The 17,802-nt window shown below is 33.1% G+C and carries 11 protein-coding genes and 1 tRNA gene; 9 read left to right on the top strand and 3 right to left on the bottom strand.

Annotated features, from left to right (window positions below):
• Nucleotides 1-69 precede the first annotated feature (69 nt).
• The 8 genes from Q4566_RS01700 to Q4566_RS01665 all read left to right on the top strand — a co-directional run bounded on the left by Q4566_RS01700 (nt 70) and on the right by Q4566_RS01665 (nt 11,428).
• Nucleotides 70-1,536 (top strand): histidine kinase, encoded by a 1,467-nt coding sequence (locus Q4566_RS01700; RefSeq protein WP_303417615.1) that lies wholly within the window; start codon nt 70-72, stop codon nt 1,534-1,536.
• A gap of 188 nt (nt 1,537-1,724) precedes the next feature.
• Nucleotides 1,725-3,863: an OstA-like protein gene (locus Q4566_RS01695; protein ID WP_303417613.1), complete on the top strand. Its 2,139-nt coding sequence runs from the start codon at nt 1,725-1,727 to the stop codon at nt 3,861-3,863.
• A gap of 11 nt (nt 3,864-3,874) precedes the next feature.
• Nucleotides 3,875-5,059, top strand: a complete 1,185-nt coding sequence (locus tag Q4566_RS01690) for an aspartate aminotransferase family protein (RefSeq protein ID WP_303417611.1) — start codon at nt 3,875-3,877, stop codon at nt 5,057-5,059.
• 156 nt (nt 5,060-5,215) lie between these two features.
• Complete coding sequence (locus tag Q4566_RS01685; RefSeq protein ID WP_303418119.1) at nt 5,216-6,604, top strand: tetratricopeptide repeat protein; 1,389 nt, start codon at nt 5,216-5,218, stop codon at nt 6,602-6,604.
• A gap of 50 nt (nt 6,605-6,654) precedes the next feature.
• A complete protein-coding gene (locus Q4566_RS01680; protein WP_303417609.1) occupies nt 6,655-7,575 on the top strand; it encodes a DUF368 domain-containing protein in 921 nt (306 codons plus the stop codon).
• Entirely contained in the window at nt 7,575-8,591 is a 1,017-nt protein-coding gene (locus Q4566_RS01675) for a DUF368 domain-containing protein (protein ID WP_303417607.1), read from the top strand. The genes Q4566_RS01680 and Q4566_RS01675 overlap by 1 nt, the downstream gene beginning before the upstream one ends.
• Nucleotides 8,588-9,328 carry a shikimate dehydrogenase gene (locus Q4566_RS01670; RefSeq protein WP_303417605.1) on the top strand — a complete coding sequence of 247 codons (741 nt, stop codon included), beginning with the start codon at nt 8,588-8,590 and terminating at the stop codon, nt 9,326-9,328. The genes Q4566_RS01675 and Q4566_RS01670 overlap by 4 nt, the downstream gene beginning before the upstream one ends.
• A 105-nt stretch (nt 9,329-9,433) precedes the next feature.
• Nucleotides 9,434-11,428, top strand: coding sequence for a DUF349 domain-containing protein (locus tag Q4566_RS01665; protein ID WP_303417603.1), 1,995 nt, complete (start codon nt 9,434-9,436; stop codon nt 11,426-11,428).
• Nucleotides 11,429-11,830: 402 nt separating this feature from the next.
• Here the strand turns inward: Q4566_RS01665 and Q4566_RS01660 are convergent, their stop codons facing one another.
• Nucleotides 11,831-12,433: a hypothetical protein gene (locus Q4566_RS01660; RefSeq protein WP_303417600.1), complete on the bottom strand. Its 603-nt coding sequence runs from the start codon at nt 12,431-12,433 to the stop codon at nt 11,831-11,833.
• Nucleotides 12,434-13,408: 975 nt separating this feature from the next.
• Between Q4566_RS01660 and Q4566_RS01655 the strand changes: the two genes are divergently transcribed.
• On the top strand, nt 13,409-15,700 hold the full coding sequence (locus Q4566_RS01655) for an inorganic phosphate transporter (RefSeq protein WP_303417598.1): 2,292 nt from the start codon (nt 13,409-13,411) through the stop codon (nt 15,698-15,700).
• Between the two features lie 34 nt (nt 15,701-15,734).
• On the opposite strand, the gene Q4566_RS01650 is transcribed toward Q4566_RS01655, so the two are convergent.
• Both Q4566_RS01650 and Q4566_RS01645 read right to left on the bottom strand, forming a co-directional pair.
• The gene (locus Q4566_RS01650; protein ID WP_303417596.1) at nt 15,735-16,967 is read right to left on the bottom strand and encodes a hypothetical protein; all 1,233 of its coding nucleotides are present in this window, start codon (nt 16,965-16,967) and stop codon (nt 15,735-15,737) included.
• Nucleotides 16,968-17,628: 661 nt separating this feature from the next.
• Nucleotides 17,629-17,702 (bottom strand) — tRNA-Arg (locus Q4566_RS01645).
• Between the last annotated feature and the right edge of the window lie 100 nt (nt 17,703-17,802).

Raw genomic sequence — 17,802 nt, 5'->3', positions numbered from 1 at the left:
TGAAAATTTATATAATGAAAATAGGTTTTCCACTGATACAAACTGTAATTCTAAAACTAGATTACTAAAATGATTCCTTTTAAAGAGTTTACAGTATTATTTTCAGGGTTTTTAATCACCTTGTCTGTATATCATTTTCTATTGTATTTTCAGCATAAAGATAAAGTTTACCTCTACTACAGCCTGTACACCTTTTTAATTTTCACGGCCAATTACCCTAACACCGAAAACTCGGCTTTTTTAGATGCCACGAACGATAATGACCCATACATGCAACTCCTTATAATCCCTCGAGAATGGATATATAATACACTCTATTTAATGTTTGCCAAAGCATTAGTAGAGTTACACATCTATAAAAAAAACTGGAATAAGGTTTTAAATATTAGCATGTTTGTTTTCTTTATATCCTTATTTATTTTGGTGATATACGCGGTATTAACTAAAAATTATTACGTTGTTGGCTTTGCATTTTCTTACTTCTTCTCACCCGTTATTGCAGTATTAGCTTTAATTAGTTTTTATATACTTTATGGCTTAAAAACCCCCTTAAAATACTATGTACTTATAGGGTCTTTTATATATCTAGTTACAGCTGAATATGCTTTTTTCTTTGCAAGTGGTTATAAAATGGTTACCATTATATTTTCCATTGGCGTAATAATTGAAAACATCCTATTCTCTTTAGCATTGGGGCATAAACAAAAACTAATTTTAGAAGAAAAAAATGTATCGCAACTCAAATTAATCGGTCAACTTAAAGAGAATGAAAATTTACGAGACAAAGTACAGGATCAATTAGTACAAGATTTAATTTTATTTAAAGAAAAAGCCAAAAACGAAAAACTATTAACACTAAAAGAAAAATGGAGTAAGGAAATAGCAGAATTAAAAATAACTTCACTTAGAAGTCAGATGAATCCTCATTTTATTTTTAACTCACTAAATTCTATTAAAATGTATATTATTAATAATGAGAAAGAAAATGCGGTATATTACCTCAATAAATTCTCAAAACTTATTAGAAAAATATTAAGCTCTACCCAGGAAAAAGAAATTAGTTTGGCTGATGAAATTGAAACTATGGAATTGTACGTCAATATAGAAAACATCCGATTTAACAATGAAATAAATTTCGTTTTAGAAATAGAAGAAAACCTAAACCTAGACACTATTAAAATTCCTGCGCTTATATTACAACCTTTTATTGAAAATGCAATCTGGCATGGCCTTGCTTCCAAAAAAGAGGATAAAAAACTATTTATCATGGTTAAAAAATCAGGTTTATCACATTTAAATATTTCAATTGCTGATAATGGAATAGGCCGAAAAAAATCAGCTAAAATAAAAGAAAAGAAAATTTACAAAAGTGAATCTTTAGGAATCAAACTTACAGAAGAGCGCCTTTCTAATTTTGCTAAGGAACATAATGGCAATTATTCTATAATTTTCACAGACTTGTATCATGACAATACCAACTCGCCTGGCACCAAAGTTGTTTTAAAAGTTCCACTTACAAAAGTAAGTCCGTTATAATATTAAGTCATATTAAAATACTTCAATAAAAACAAAAAGTAGCCAAATCAAAAAACTATAACATAGTTACAATTATTAAGGTTTAACTAATAAATTTAATCACTTACTTAAAGCTTGAATTATTTAGGTCTAAACAATATCATAAAACATTATTTTTATCGTTATTTTTGCCTCAAATTTTTTACACTTTGAACAAACTTCAAGTTTTACTATTAATCTTTGTTATAGGTTTTGTTTCAGTTAACGGCGCTCAAGAAAAACGAAAAATTCAAATTGAGTACGCGGGAAAACTCACTATTGATGAAGAAAACTATCCAGGCGCGAAGGTTCTAACACGCGACGATAAGCAGCAAGTACATATTATTCATGGCGGTTCAAACATGTGGTGCGACAAAGCCATTCATTATGGTGAAGAAAATTTCGTTGAAGCCTATGGTAATGTATCTGTGAAACAAGGAGACACCATTAATATGACTTCTAAATATGTAGAATATAGTGGTATCACAGAATTAGCTTTTGCCAGTGGCGATGTGGTTTTAACAGACCCCCACTCTACCATTTCTTCAGACACCCTATACTTTGATCGTGTAAAACAACAAGCTTTTTATAGAAACGGCGGTAAGGTTGTAAAAGATTCTTCAGGCACTATTACAAGTAAAATTGGTCGTTATTACATGGATATTAAAAAATATCAGTTTGTAAACGATGTGGTTTTAGTTAACAAAGAATCAACCATAAATTCAGATTTTTTTGATTTTTACTCCGATTCTGGTTTTGCTTACCTATTCGGACCATCAACCATCACTACCGAAACTAGCAAAACCTATTGTGAAAAAGGGTTTTACGACACCAAATTAGAGGTTGGTTATGCGCTAAAAAATGCTAAAATAGATTACGACAACCGTATCGTTGAAGGTGATAGTTTGTTTTTTGATAACAATAAAAGTTTCGCTTCAGCAACCAATAACATCAAGGTTACCGATACGCTTAATAACAGTATAATTAAAGGGCACTATGCCGAAGTTTTTAAAGAAAAAGATTCGCTATTCATCACAAAACGCGCCTTAGCGATTACCGTACAGGAAAAGGATTCTGTTTTTATGCATGCCGATAAAATTATGGTTACTGGCAAACCAGATAATCGCATTATTAACGCCTATTACAACGCGAAAATATTTAAATCGGATATTACGGGGAAATCAGATTCTATCCACGCGAACCAAAAAACAGGTCTCACCAAGTTAATAAACATTCCACGTTTATCTGCAGGTGATAAATTTTCAACAGCAAGAAAACCGATTCTTTGGAATTTTGAAAACCAAATGACTGGAGACACCATTCACCTGATTTCAAACAGTAAAACGGAAAAAATAGACTCACTCTTGGTTTTTAATCATTCCTTTATCATTAGTAAAGATACCTTAAGTGACAACGGTTATAATCAAATTTATGGTTTACGATTGGTCGGACTTTTTAATGACGAGAATGCGCTACGAGAGGTTAATATCATTAAAAATGCAGAATCAATTTTTTATGCAAGAAACGAAAAACAAGAACTCATAGGAATAGACAAAGCTAAATCTGGTAGCATTAAAATTTTATTTGCTGAAGGCGATATTGAAGAGTACTCTAGATTTAATCAAGTAGATGGTGATTTAATTCCTGAATCTAAATACCCTAAAAAAGATAAATTTTTAAAAGGTTTTGATTGGCGGGAAGATGAACGCCCAACAAGTGTGGAAGATTTATTTAGTGACGATCCTCCTTTAGAACTCCCTGTTATAAAAGGCTTAGATGATTATATCCCTTCAGGCGAATTCTTTGATGAGGCTATGCAGGAACGCATAAAATTAGCAGGAAAAGGTGAACCTCACAAAAATAAAGCGGCTCGTAATATTCCGAAGAAAACAGAAAACTTATTAGAATTCCCTAATGAATTTAGCCACTCAAAATGGCTAAAAAATGGCATCAATGCAGATATTAGCCCTATGAAAACCCCTAATAATGACGTATCCGATCTTATCAAGGGAACAGGAACAGGTGACGGTCACATTTTCCAAATTATTAATAAAACATATGGCACATTCAAATTTTCAGTTTGGATGAAGGGAAAAGGAAAAACGAGACTTAGATTGCAACGTGCTGATACAAACTATGCCGTTTATGCAACATTACCAATAACAGTAACCAATGAATGGAAGGAATACACATTAATTGGACATAAAAGTAACGATGGCAGTAAGCTTAGATGTTTAATTAGTGATCTTCAAACAGATGACTCCATCTATGTTTGGGGCGCTAAACTTATTGAAGTTTTAGAGGAATAAATCAAAAGCGAATGACTTCAGATTTTCTTAAATATCAAGCACAAACAACTACACATCCCTTAGCGATGGAAGTTTCTCATGCCAATGGTTCGTATATTTATGATACCAATAACAAGAGGTATTTAGATTTTGTAGCAGGAGTTTCTGCTTGTCCCTTAGGTCATAACCACCCTAAAGTTATCGATGCCATAAAAACCCAGCTTGACAAATACATGCATGTTATGGTGTATGGCGAGTACGCGCAACAACCAGCTGTAGAACTCACAAAACTCATCGCAAGTCACTTACCTGCACCTTTTGAAAAAACATACTTAACAAACTCTGGAACAGAAGCCATTGAAGGCGCCTTAAAATTAGCCAAACGTGCTACTGGGCGTACCGAAATAATAGCTGCAAACCATGCCTATCATGGTAATACCATGGGCGCTATGAGTGTTATGGGGTACGAAGAGCGAAAACGTGCTTTTAGACCATTATTACCAGATGTACGCTTTATTAACTTTAATAATGAAGAGGACTTAAAGCTAATAACGAAAAATACAGCTTGTGTAATTTTAGAAACCATACAAGGAGGGGCTGGCTTTATAGAACCCACAAATGATTATTTAACAAAAGTTAAAGCGCAGTGTACTAAAGTTGGTGCGCTTTTAATTTTAGACGAAATACAACCAGGTATAGGTCGAACAGGGAAACTTTTCGGATTTGAAAACTACAATTGTATTCCAGATATTATTGTTACAGGAAAAGGACTAGGCGGTGGCATGCCTATTGGCGCTTTTACAGCTTCCAGTGCGCTCATGGATTTATTACAAGACAATCCCAAACTTGGCCATATCACAACCTTTGGCGGGCATCCTGTCATTGCAGCTTCAGCATTAGCAACATTAAAAGAAATTACCGAGTCCAATTTAATGTCACAAGCATTAGAAAAAGAAGCCCTTTTTAGAAAGCTTCTTGTGCACCCTTTAATCTCAGAAATACGCGGAAAAGGCCTGATGCTGGCGTTGATTTTACCCGATTTAGATAAGGTAAACCAACTCATTTTAACAGCACAAGATCAAGGTTTAATCTTATTCTGGCTCTTATTTGAGCCTAAAGCAGTAAGAATTACCCCGCCATTAACCATTTCAAACAGTGAAATTACCGAAGGTTGTCAAGTTATTTTAAGTATTCTTGACGAAATCCTTGATGTCTAACAAAAATTTAACTTATTGATTATCAGTAAAAAACAAATAAATACTCGACGAAACACTACTTTTGTTGATTACTTTGTTGAAAACATTTAGTCGAATTACGACTAACCTTTAAATAGAATAGTAACTTTAATAAAGTTGAACCTCACAAATGTGCTTATGGAGTTTAGTCATGATGACAACAAAAATTTGCCGCTTACCAAGTTTGAATCGATGTTAAAAACAAACCATGTTTTATTCTTTGATTCAGAAGAATTTGAAAACATCATTCATCATTACCTGAACCAAGGTAAAATAGCTCTAGCAAAAAAAGCTATAAAATTAGGATTAGATCAACACCCTTCTTCAATTAACTTAAGACTTTTTAAAGTTGAAATATTTGTTTTTGAAGATAAGTTAGATGAAGCTGATAACTTATTAAGTGAGTTATATAGTTTGGATCCTAATAATGAGGAAATTTACATTCAGAAAGCTAATATCTATTCTAAAAAAGACGATCATGAACAAGCTATAGTTGTACTTAAACAGGCACTGAAGCTAACAGACGATGTGGTTGATCTATATTCCTTAATTGGAATGGAGTATTTATTTCTAGACAATTTTGAAGAAGCTAAAACCTACTTCATGAAATGTCTCGAAACAGATTTAGACGACTACTCTGCCCTTTACAACATTATTTACTGCTTTGAATTTTTAGAGCAGCACGAAGATGCGATTTCATATTTAAACTTATTTTTAGATAAAAATCCATACTGCGAAGTGGCTTGGCATCAATTGGGAAAACAATATTACCTTTTAAAAGATTACAAAAAAGCCTTAGCGGCTTACGATTTTGCAATCATTTCAGATGATACTTTTGTTGGTGCTTACTTGGAGCGTGGTAAAGTTCTAGAAAAACTAAAACGCTACAAAGACGCGATTGAAAATTATACCATAACCTTAAGCTTAGACGATCCAACCTCTTTTGCGTTATTGCGCATTGGTAATTGTCATGAAAAATTAGGGGATCTTGAATTGGCTTTACAATATTATGATAGAACCGTTCATGAAGATCCTTTATTAGACAAAGGCTGGATTGCCATAACAAAATTTCACAACAAAAAACACGATTTTCAAAAAGCACTATATTATATCAATAAAGCGATTAATATAGATTCTGAAAATGTTATTTATTGGAAATTATACTCGCAAATTAATCACCGGTTAAGTTTATTTGAAGAAGCCGAACGTGGTTACAAGAAAACCTTAGAGCTAGGGAATTACGAATTAAACACCTGGTTATCACGTGGAGATTTATTAATTAAATTAGGTGAAGCTGAAGCTGCCATTTATAATTTTGAACAAGCGATTGAATTTTATCCTGAAAATGCTGAAATTGAATACCGCTTAGCAGGACTTTACTTTCAGTTAAATGAAAATGACAAAGGGACTTTTCATTTAAAAAACGGACTTAAATACAACGAAGAATACTATTTCATTATTGATGAACTTTTCCCGAAAATTTCTAACAAAAGGTTAGTTAAAAAGATTCTAAAAACAAATCTGTAACAAAACGTTTAATTAATTTGTATACCTTTGGTTTTGTTAAAAAATCAAGCATGCAAAGACGTTTAAGTGATTATTTAATCATTACTTTTAAAGGGCTAGCCATGGGAGCTGCCGATGCTGTTCCAGGTGTTTCTGGCGGTACGATAGCTTTTATATCTGGAATCTATGAAGAATTAATTTCAACCATAAGTAATATTAATGGCGCACTATTTAAAACACTTTTCAATAAAGGTTTTAAAGATTTCTGGACGCAGCTAAATGGTAATTTCATATTGGCGCTCATGACTGGTATTATCATCAGTTTTGTAACCTTTATGAAACTCGCCAGTTACCTGCTCATTCATCATCCTGTTTTAATATGGTCCTTCTTTTTCGGACTCATAGTTGCTAGTATTTATTTTGTTGGAAAACAAATTACAAAATGGAATACAGCCACAATTGTATCATTAATTATAGGCGCCGCTGTGGCTTTTTATATTAGCAAACTACCTTCACTAGGAACAAATGAAAGTTCATGGTTTTTATGCATTGCTGGAGCTATTGCCATTTGCGCCATGATACTCCCAGGCATCTCAGGATCATTTATCCTTATCATTCTTGGGGCTTATAAAACCCTAAGTGATGCCTTTCATGATCTCGATATAAAAAAAATTGCCATTTTTGCTATTGGTGCACTAGTTGGTCTTTTAAGTTTTAGCCATGTCTTAAAATGGCTTTTTAAAAATTATCACAACATCACCCTAGCGGTTTTAACAGGATTTATTTTTGGTTCGTTAAACAAAGTTTGGCCTTGGAAAAACACCTTAACTTGGCACACCAATTCAAAAGGTATTAAAACACCACTATTACAGGAAAGTATTTCACCATTAAATTTTGAAGGTGATAACCATTTGCTTTATGCAATAGCTTTAATAATTTTAGGTTTTTTAACTATTTTTATACTTGAAAAGTTAGGCTCGAAAAAACAATAATGCAAAGTACCCGAACACTTACCGATAAACTTTTTCTAGTTCTAAAAGGATTAGGCATGGGTGCTGCGAATAAAGTCCCTGGAGTTTCTGGTGGTGTGGTTGCTTTTGTTGCTGGTTTCTATGAAGAATTCATATACTCGCTAAAAAAAGTTAACAAAAAAGCCTTCGCATTACTACTAAACGGCCGCTTTAAAAGTTTTTATCATTACATAAACGGACGCTTTTTAAGCCTCTTATTCCTAGGTATGGTGATTAGTTACTTTAGTATTTCTAAAGTACTCGATTACTTAATCCAACACCATGAACTTTACGTTTGGAGTGTTTTCTTCGGAATGATTATCGGCTCCATCTACTACATTCATAAAGACTTTGACGATTGGAACCCTAAAACATATCTATCGCTAACCATTGGTATACTATTAGGGTTAAGCATTAGTTTCTTAAACCCTGCTACCGAAAACAGTAACTTATGGTTTGTTTTTTTCTGCGGAATTATTAGCGTATCGGGAATGACACTTCCAGGGTTTTCAGGCTCGTTCATTTTAATGCTTTTAGGTAATTATGTGTTACTATTAGTAGACTCGGTAAACGCACTGTACGATACCATGTCAGAAATTTTTGTAGGTGATTTTAGTTTTACGGAAAATACCCAGCGCATTCAAATGCTAAAAATATTAGTAGTTTTCACTTTAGGGTCTATTACTGGATTGGTAACTTTCTCTCACATGTTAAGCTATATTTTAAAGCATTATAAAAGCATTACTTTGTCTTCTATAATAGGGTTTATCGTGGGTTCTTTAGGCGTTGTTTGGCCATGGAAAAAAACTATTTTTAAAACGCATGAAAGTGGCAACCTTTTATTAGATTCTCGTGGACAAAGAATAATTCATAATTACGAACGTTTTATTCCCGAACTAAACACCGAAACATCTATCGCTATTGGCTTCATCATCATTGGCATTGCCATGGTGTTGGTGTTGCAGTGGTACGGACAAAAAACTAAAAAAACAGCATGAACAAATTAGGACTTCTAGGTAAAAATATTTCATACTCCTTTTCAAGAGCATACTTTAAAGAGAAATTCGAAAAAGAACACATTGAAAACACCTCATACGAAAACTTCGATATTGAAAACATCAACAAGTTTCAGGATATTATAAAGCAAACTGAAGGCTTAAAAGGTTTAAATGTGACCATTCCATACAAAGAAGCCGTGATGCCTTACCTCGATGAAATAAACGAACAAGCCAAAGCCATTGGCGCGGTGAACACCATTAAAATCACCAAAAAAGGCAAATTAGTGGGCTACAATACCGATTGCTACGGGTTTAAAAAGACCATTGAACCGTTCATTAAACCGCACCATAAAAAAGCCTTGATTTTAGGTACAGGTGGCGCAAGTAAAGCAGTGATTTACAGCTTAAAAGAACTGGGGTTAACTTGCCATTATGTATCTAGAAAACTATCGGAACATGTTCAATTTTCTTATGATACCTTAACCCAAGAAGACGTTAAAAATCATGAAGTTATAGTAAACTGTACACCACTTGGCACCTTCCCCGATATTGAAGACTGCCCTAATATTCCTTACGAAGGTATTACAGATAAACATTTACTTTTCGACTTAATTTACAATCCTGAGGAAACAGCATTTTTAAGTGCTGGGAAAAGAAATGGAGCCACAATAGTGAATGGCGCTAACATGTTAAAACTACAAGCAGAAAAATCTTGGTCTATTTGGGACCTTTATTAAAACCTTTATAAATAAGTTAAAACACTTGCTAGTACTTTGTTTATACTATACTTGTTAGTATCTTTAAAGTCGAAAATAATTAATTGAACCTTAACATTTTTAAAAATGTCTGACAACGAGAAATCACAAAAAGTAGAAGAAGTGGATGCTAATAATTCTAATGAAAATTCAGTAGAGTTAAATGAAAATCAAAACATAGAATCAACATCCAATGAGGTAGATGAAACTGAAAAACCTGTTGTTGACACCCCTGAAAATACAGAATCGAAAGAAGATGACTCATCTACTTCAAATGAAGAACAAGATGAATTACTTAACGAAATAGACGAATCTAACGCCGAGGATGCCGAAGATGAAGGCAATAAGGATCGTCATAAAATTGAAGTCAAAGAATACGACTCGATGTCTTTAGAAGCCTTAGCCATTGAATTAGAAAGGCTTCTAGAAACTGAGAAAATTCAAGCGATTCGCACGCATGTGAACAGCATAAATAACGAGTTTAAATTAAAATTACAGTCTATTATAGATGAAAAGAAAGAAGATTTCTTGAATGATGGCGGTAATGAAATTGACTTCTATTATTCTTCTCCTGTTCAAAAACGCTATAAAGATGCTTACAAAGTTTACAGAACGAAACTGAATAACCATTATCAGAGTTTAGAAAAAAACCTGAAGCAAAATCTTGAAGACAAACTTGAAATTATTGAAGAATTAAAAGGCTTAATTAATGTTGAAGAAAACATTAACACAACCTATAAACACTTTAAAGATTTACAAGAACGTTGGAGAAAAACGGGCCCTATTCCTCGAGATAAATATAATAATGCTTGGAACAGTTACCACCACCACGTGGAATTGTTTTACGATTTTCTACACTTAAATAGAGATTTACGTGATTTAGATTTTAAACATAATCTAGAGAAGAAATTATTAATTATTGAACGTGCCGAAGAGTTATCGAAAGATGATAATGTGATGCGTGCTTTTAGAGAACTACAAGAGTTACACAAAATGTGGAAAGAAGAACTCGGTCCTGTAGGATTAGAGCATCGCGAAGCTATCTGGGAACGCTTTAAAGCGGCTACAAAAATTATAAATGACAAACGCCACAGCTATTATCAAGAAATAGATAAAGTTTACGAAAAAAACCTAGAGAAAAAACTAGAGATCATTGCAAACATTGAGGCAGTAAGTGCCCAAGGTGCAAAGTCACACGGTGGTTTACAAAAGAAAATAAAGCAAATTGAAGCATTGCGCGAAGATTTTTTTAATGCCGGAAAAGTACCTTTAAAAGTTAACGAAGCCACATGGGCTAAGTTCAAAGAGGCTGTTAGAACGTTCAACAGACAAAAAAACAGCTTTTACAAAGACTTAAAGAAAGAGCAATATAAAAACCTTCAGTTAAAATTAGATTTAATCCAGGTTGCCGAAGATAATAAAGAAAGTGACGATTTTGAAACTGTAACACCGTTGATGAAAAAAATTCAAGGTGATTGGAAGAAAATTGGTCATGTGCCAAGAAAGGATAGTGACAAAATTTGGAAACAATTTAAAGCTGCTTGCAATTTTTATTTTGATAGAATTCACGCGAAACGAAATGCTGCAAGTGCAGAGCAGACCGAAGCTTACACCAAGAAAAATGAGCTACTAAATAGCTTAAAAACACTTGAATTACCAAAGGACAAGGAAGCGGGAATTGAGGCCATAAAAGAACAAATTAAGACTTGGCAAGAGCTTGGGCGTGTTCCTCAAGACAAACGCTATATTGATGGTAAGTTTCAAAAGAGTATTGACCAGTTGCTTGCCACATTAGACCTAGATAAGAATGAAGCTGAAATCATTAAGTACGAAAATAAATTAGAAGTACTTAATGCTGCCGATGATGATAATAGAAACCTAGACAACGAACGTATTTTTATTAGAAAGAAAATAGACGAAGTGAAAGGTCAGATCAACCAGTTGGAAAACAATTTACAGTTTTTCACTAATGTTGAAGATGATAATCCGCTTGTGAAAGAAGTTCACAACAATATCAAAATTCACGAGGATTCTTTAGAATTGTGGAAAACGAAACTTAAAAAAATTAAAGACCTTTACTAGTAGCAAAGTCTATTTTAAAACAGTTATAAGAAACCGAAAACCCTGTGAATGCTTAAAATTCACAGGGTTTTACTATATATAATGATCTACTTGGGCATATTTGAATTTTCATAAGGTTTTCTTAAAGAGGATTAACTGCTGCAGGTAACCACACCTGCAGCAGATCCATTAATCCTTAAAAATCAAACTAACTTTATGAAAAAATGTAATCTGTTATAATTACATTACAAATTTACGCCGGATTTAGAAACTTTATAGCGACATGCGGTGTCGGTGTTTTAATAAAGCTAAACATAGTCCCTCGAGTCTAGCCTATTCGATTTGTTTAGGCTATAAAATGATTGGTATAAAAAAAGGTGACCTCTTTTAGGGTCACCTTTTTCAAATATACTAATTTAAGGTTTATATGTTTTTTTCAACTGTTCTACCTGCAGAGTTCAATACGATTTTATATCTACCTTGTCCCAAATCCTCTAATTTATAGACTTTTTCTATATTATTAGTGCTTTTAATTTTTTCAGAAACAACAAGTTGAGAATTCATACTATTGTTCTTAGTAAAATAAATATTAACGTCTAAATCTTCATTATCAAGATTTAACTTACTTATATAAACTAAATCATTCGAAACTCTAAGGAAAGGCTTGTAAACAACTTTTTCTTCGTTCTTGTTAAAAACGGCAACTCCAGAATTTAACGTAAATGGAATTTCATTAATTTCAAGATCTTTATCAACCTCAAATAGATAGTTTCCGTCAGGTAAAAAGGTTAAATCAAAGTTTTTCTTATATCTACCAGTAGTTTCAATAGTTTCAGTATAAAGCACAGAACCATTCGTATCTTTAATTGATACAGCACTACCTTGTTTTGCGTAATTCAAAGTTAAGGTGGTGTTGTTCCCTTCAACAATAATACCGTCTGCAGGAGCATCAGCAAAACTTGCCATAGTACCAAATAAAGCTAGCATTAAAAATCCTTTTCTCGTGTTTTTCAAAATGTTATTCATAATATATAATTTACTTATTTAATTAATTACAGTCTTAAAAATTATAATTTGTTTTAATTACACTACAAATTTACATCTAGAGCAAAGCTTGTATGGCGACATGACGTGTCGGTATTGGATTACATAATCTCAAACTCTTAGCTACAAGGAACAAGAATCACTTATAGATCCTACTTTAAGCCGTATTTTAGAGACATAGAAATAAACTGAAACAGAATTCTAAAAACAATATAAAGTTTAAGATAGAAAATGATATTCATGAGAACTCAAGAACATCTTCCGAAGTCAACTGCAAATAAAACTGAAGATTAACTTTTACATTTCACCCCCTTAACTAGGCAAAACTCTATTTATAGAGAAACTATTAAAAACCGAAAACCCTACAGAAACAAAATTTCTACAGGGTTTTACTATATATAATGATCTACTTGGGCGTATTTGAATTTTCATAAGTTATTTTAAAAAAGATTAACTGCTGCAGGTAACCACACCTACAGCAGCTCCATTAATCTTTTAAAAACCAAACTAAACTAACTTTATGAAAAAATGTAATCTGTTATAATTACAGGACAAATTTACGCCAGGTTTAGAGGTTTCATGGCGACATATGGTGTCGTATTAATAAAAACAGAATTAATATGCCTTAACCTAAAAACAACACCAACACAACCAATTAACAACATAAAAATCAAACAATTATGATTAATAACATTTATAATTGTTATATTTAAACAGCGGTTAATTTCTTCTGAGTTTCAATATAAATACCCCTCTATAATAATGAGAAATTTAAATGTATCATTCTTGTTCTTATTTATTTTAATCAAATTCACACTCACATTAGTTACAAATAAAAAACAAATAGAAACCGACACGTCTTCAAATTACCATTCAATTAAAATTTTAATGAATTCATTTTTTAGGGCTCCCACTCATGACCAAAACTCATAACCAGAGAAAACACAAAGTATTATAATGGAAAACCTATATTTATTTATCGTAATCATTCTATTTGTTTTGGCCATCACCGACCTTATTATTGGTGTGAGTAATGATGCCGTAAACTTTCTCACCTCAGCTCTAGGGTCAAAGGCAGGCTCTTTCAAAATGATTATGATTATTGCCACATTAGGCATCATGTTTGGCTCGGTTTTTTCTGGAGGCATGATGGAAATCGCTAGAAGTGGTGTTTTTAATCCGTCCTACTTTAGCATGGAAGAAGTGATGTACCTCTTTGCTGCAGTCATGATAACTGATATTATCCTCCTTGACTTCTTTAATACGGTAGCCATGCCAACCTCAACTACGGTATCAATAGTTTTTAATTTATTAGGAGCGGCTATAGGCATTTCGTTTTTTTCAGTCTTAAATAAAGATGGTTCTTTAGCCTCATGGGGAGATTACATAAACGCTGCTGGGGCCTTAACCATTATAATCGGCATCTTCCTATCTGTTGCTATTGCTTTTGTTGTTGGATGGTTTGTACAATATGTTACTAGGGTTATTGTTTCCTTCGATTACGGAAAAACGATGAGGAGTTTTGCTTCTGTTTTCGGTTCAATTTCTGTTGCGCTCATTTCAAATTTTATAATCATAAAAGGACTAACAGGTATCCCTGGGGTTAATCAAAACGTTGTTGAAACTATTCAAGAGCATTCAGGTCTTGTTAGTATTCTAGCATTTATATTATCTTTCTTAGTTTTTCGGATTATTCTACGCGTTAGCAAAGGATTTAACATCTATAGATTTATTGTGTTACTGGGTACTTTCGCTCTAGCTATGGCTTTTGCTAGTAACGATCTAGTTAATTTTATTGGTGTACCCATTGCTGGTTACGATGTCTATTTAAATTGGCTAAATTCTGGAGTGCCTGCGAACGAATATCAAATGACATCCTTATCTGAACCTGTAAAATCTAATCCGTTATTTCTAGTAGGGGCTGGTATTATCATGTCACTAACCTTATGGTTTTCAAAAAAGGCAAAATCTGTAGTGAAAACCGCAGTCGATTTAGGGCGCCAAGAGGAAGGTCAAGAACGTTTTGAAGGCAATGAGCTTTCTAGAAGTATTGTTTCTAGAATTTCAAAAATGGCAAACACGGCAGCTAAAATAATCCCAGACCATACCTGGCAAAAAATCAATAAAAGATTTGTAGATAATACGCCGTCGCCCCATTATGAGTTAGCAAGTGATCGTCCTGCTTTCGATATGGTAAGAGCCGCAGTAAACCTCATTGTAGCTGCAGGTCTTATTTTAGTGGCGACATCCTTTAAATTACCGCTTTCAACAACTTTTGTATCTTTTATGGTTTTAATGGGGACTTCGCTTGCCGATAAAGCTTGGTCACAAGGCAGCTCTGTGTATCGTGTTTCTGGAGTACTAAGTGTTGTGGGCGGATGGTTTTTAACAGCAGTAATGGCTTTGACCGCTTCTATTATAACTGCTTCTTTACTCATCAATTTTAAATTATGGGCTCTTATTCCATTATTAATTATTACCATTATTTTACTTTTTAAAAGCTTAATATTTTACCGAAATAATAGATTAAAAGCCGAAATAAACCTTGAAATGGCAGATGTTTGGTTTAAATCTGATTTCTTTAAAATTGAACATGAAATCAGAAATAAACTTAGTTTTATAATGAAACGCATAGATAAGTCCTATCATGAAATGATTGATGCACTTATAAATTCAGATTTAAAAAAAATTAAAAGGCAAGCCATGTTATTAGAAGACATAAAAGCTACTAACGAAAATTACAAGTTTAAACTTACACAACAAATAAAATCGGTTCCCAAAGAATTTCGGGAAGGCGGGAAGGCTTTGCTTTACATTCATGAATTGCAAGAATCTATGTTAGAAAATTTTGAAAGCATTTCTACAAGCGTTAAAAAGCACATACAAAATTTACATCCTAAATTAGAAGCCGAACAAACTATTTTACTGACTTCAAGCAAAGAACAAATAAGACTCTATTTAAATCAAATAATAATTTGCCTTGAACATGACCGTATAACGGAAGCAGATTATATTCAGTTTAAAACCGTTAAAAATGATATTGTTAAAAATCTTGATATGGCTATATCAAATCAAATTTCTTGGGCTACAGATAAAAAGTTAAGCGGAAAAAATAGCGAATTAATTCTAACCATTCTATTTGAAAATAAGAACTTAATTCAAGAACTTTCAAAAGTCGTTAAACTGTTTTACAAACTAAAATCGGGTGATTATAATAATTTAATTGGTAAGGTATTATCTGAAACTTAAATTAACAAGCTCATACCTTAAAATATCATAACCTTTAAAAGAAAAACATAAACCCAAAACTAATACGTAAAGCATCACGTTTTTGGGTTTGATCAAAAGGTGTCGTTCCAACATCTCCATTCATATTGAGAGATTTCACGCCATAATCCATTTCTAAACCAATAGTCATTCTGTCGTAAGCATCATACATCATGTTTAAAATACCATAATACTGCTTGTGGTTGAAATCACCTGCCACATCAATCAACTCATCTCTTAAATCATCTACAATCACATATCTTTCAGAATCAGATAAGGTGAAATTAGTCATTCCAAACACGGCATTGGCGTGCCATTTTTCAGTGATAAAATATTCATAAGCCATCCAACCCCCAAAGGCAGGTGTTGCTTTAAATTCGTTATTTACAGCAGGGTAACCGTCGTAACCAAAACCAGCAATGGTGGTTAAGTAAGAGGAAATACCTTTTCCGCCTACTAATTGATATTGAAAACTATTCCGATTAGGTTTATAAATACCACTTAAAGTGAGTCCGTAACCTATAAAATTATCTTCATCACCATCAAGTTTATAATTGATACTACGTAAAAGCGAAGCCGCTCTAAGGTGTCCCCATGGCTTCTTATAAGTTACCGCAAATGTCACATCGGGTGTACTTTGTCGTGCTTCTTCAATGAAAGGTTGGAGCTCTTCATAAGCATAAAAATCATCTTGAGGGGCTTCTAAACTTATTTCATATTTCCAATCTGTATTTTTAAAAGTGTTCATGTACTTTATGTGTGGATTACGAAGCCATATTCCAGAAGGCGGCCCCTCCCACTCCATGATATTGGGCCAAAGATCTTCATCTCCAAAATTATTCCAGTTCTGCCCTATTTGCCAATGCTCAGTTTCTACATAAGCCTTTCTTAGTCTTAAACGCCCATCGCCTCCCCAAAAATCCGATTCAACAATCGCTTTTATTTTTTTCCCATTCGGCATCACCACCAAAGTTTCCCATTTGATTTGCGTCTGATACAAATCGACATTCAAGCTATTAGCATCATCACTGCCAAATACATTTATTTTCCCAACATTAAAAGTATCTGAATCTTGCAAACCTCCAAAGACATCAAAATACCCGTTAAGTTTCATATTAACCCCCAAACTACTTTTAAAGCGCGGGGCTTCATTGACAGAATCTTTAGAAGTCACCGTTAAAAAGCGCTCCTGAGCTGAAGCAGAAATAAGGAAGAAGAGGAAAAATAAATAAGGGTACAACTGCTTCATGAACAAATATTTAAAATTTAACTTTAAAAAATAAAAGACTCACTATTAAATGATTATAACTTAATACCTCTTTCAAATATAATTAAAAATTAGTTTAGTTGAATTCTTCATCTTAGATGAGATGTCAATATAAGTAAAACTGATTGCCCTTTCACTAAAAAAACGGCTTCAGGCTGTCCTAATATACAAGCCTCAATAAATAAAATCGAGATAGGCTAAGTTATTTCTTAATAAAAAGATTAAGATTAGAGTTATCGCATGTGTGTGTGTTTCAATATCCATGTCAATAACTACACCTTGCTCTAATTTACCAAAACGATATATAGGATAAAGCCACTTATTCTTCGATCTCTTATTAGGTAAAGTTACCTCGTATTCTACTACGGCATTATTATTTTTCTCTTTAATATTACATGGAGTCTCCTTAATATTGGGTCGTGTTGAAAGAAACAGTTATAAAATATGTTTTATAACTGTTTCATAATTATTTAATATAATTCCACTTCGAATCTAGTAACCAATTGTATATCCAGACGATAGCAAAAGTGATTAGGCATTTCATTCTAACTTTCAGAAAGAAAGCTGTTGATATTTTTCATGGGGGCTAGTTCAAAATAGAGATAAAACAAAAAAGCTCCACTATTTCTAGTGAAGCTTTTCGTGAGCCCTTCAGGATTCGAACCTGAGACCGCCTCCTTAGAAGGGAGGTGCTCTATCCAGCTGAGCTAAGAGCCCTAAAGAAAATCAATTTTGATTTCCGGTGTGCAAATATAAAATTAACTATATATCTAACCAAAAAAAAGTTGATAATTTTCATTAAAAAGTTTAATTTATA

This window comes from Tamlana sp. 2_MG-2023 (assembly GCF_030548465.1).
Classification (GTDB): domain Bacteria; phylum Bacteroidota; class Bacteroidia; order Flavobacteriales; family Flavobacteriaceae; genus Pseudotamlana.
The sequence above is the reverse complement of the archived record's forward strand: the minus strand, read 5'-3'. Positions and strand labels throughout refer to the sequence as shown.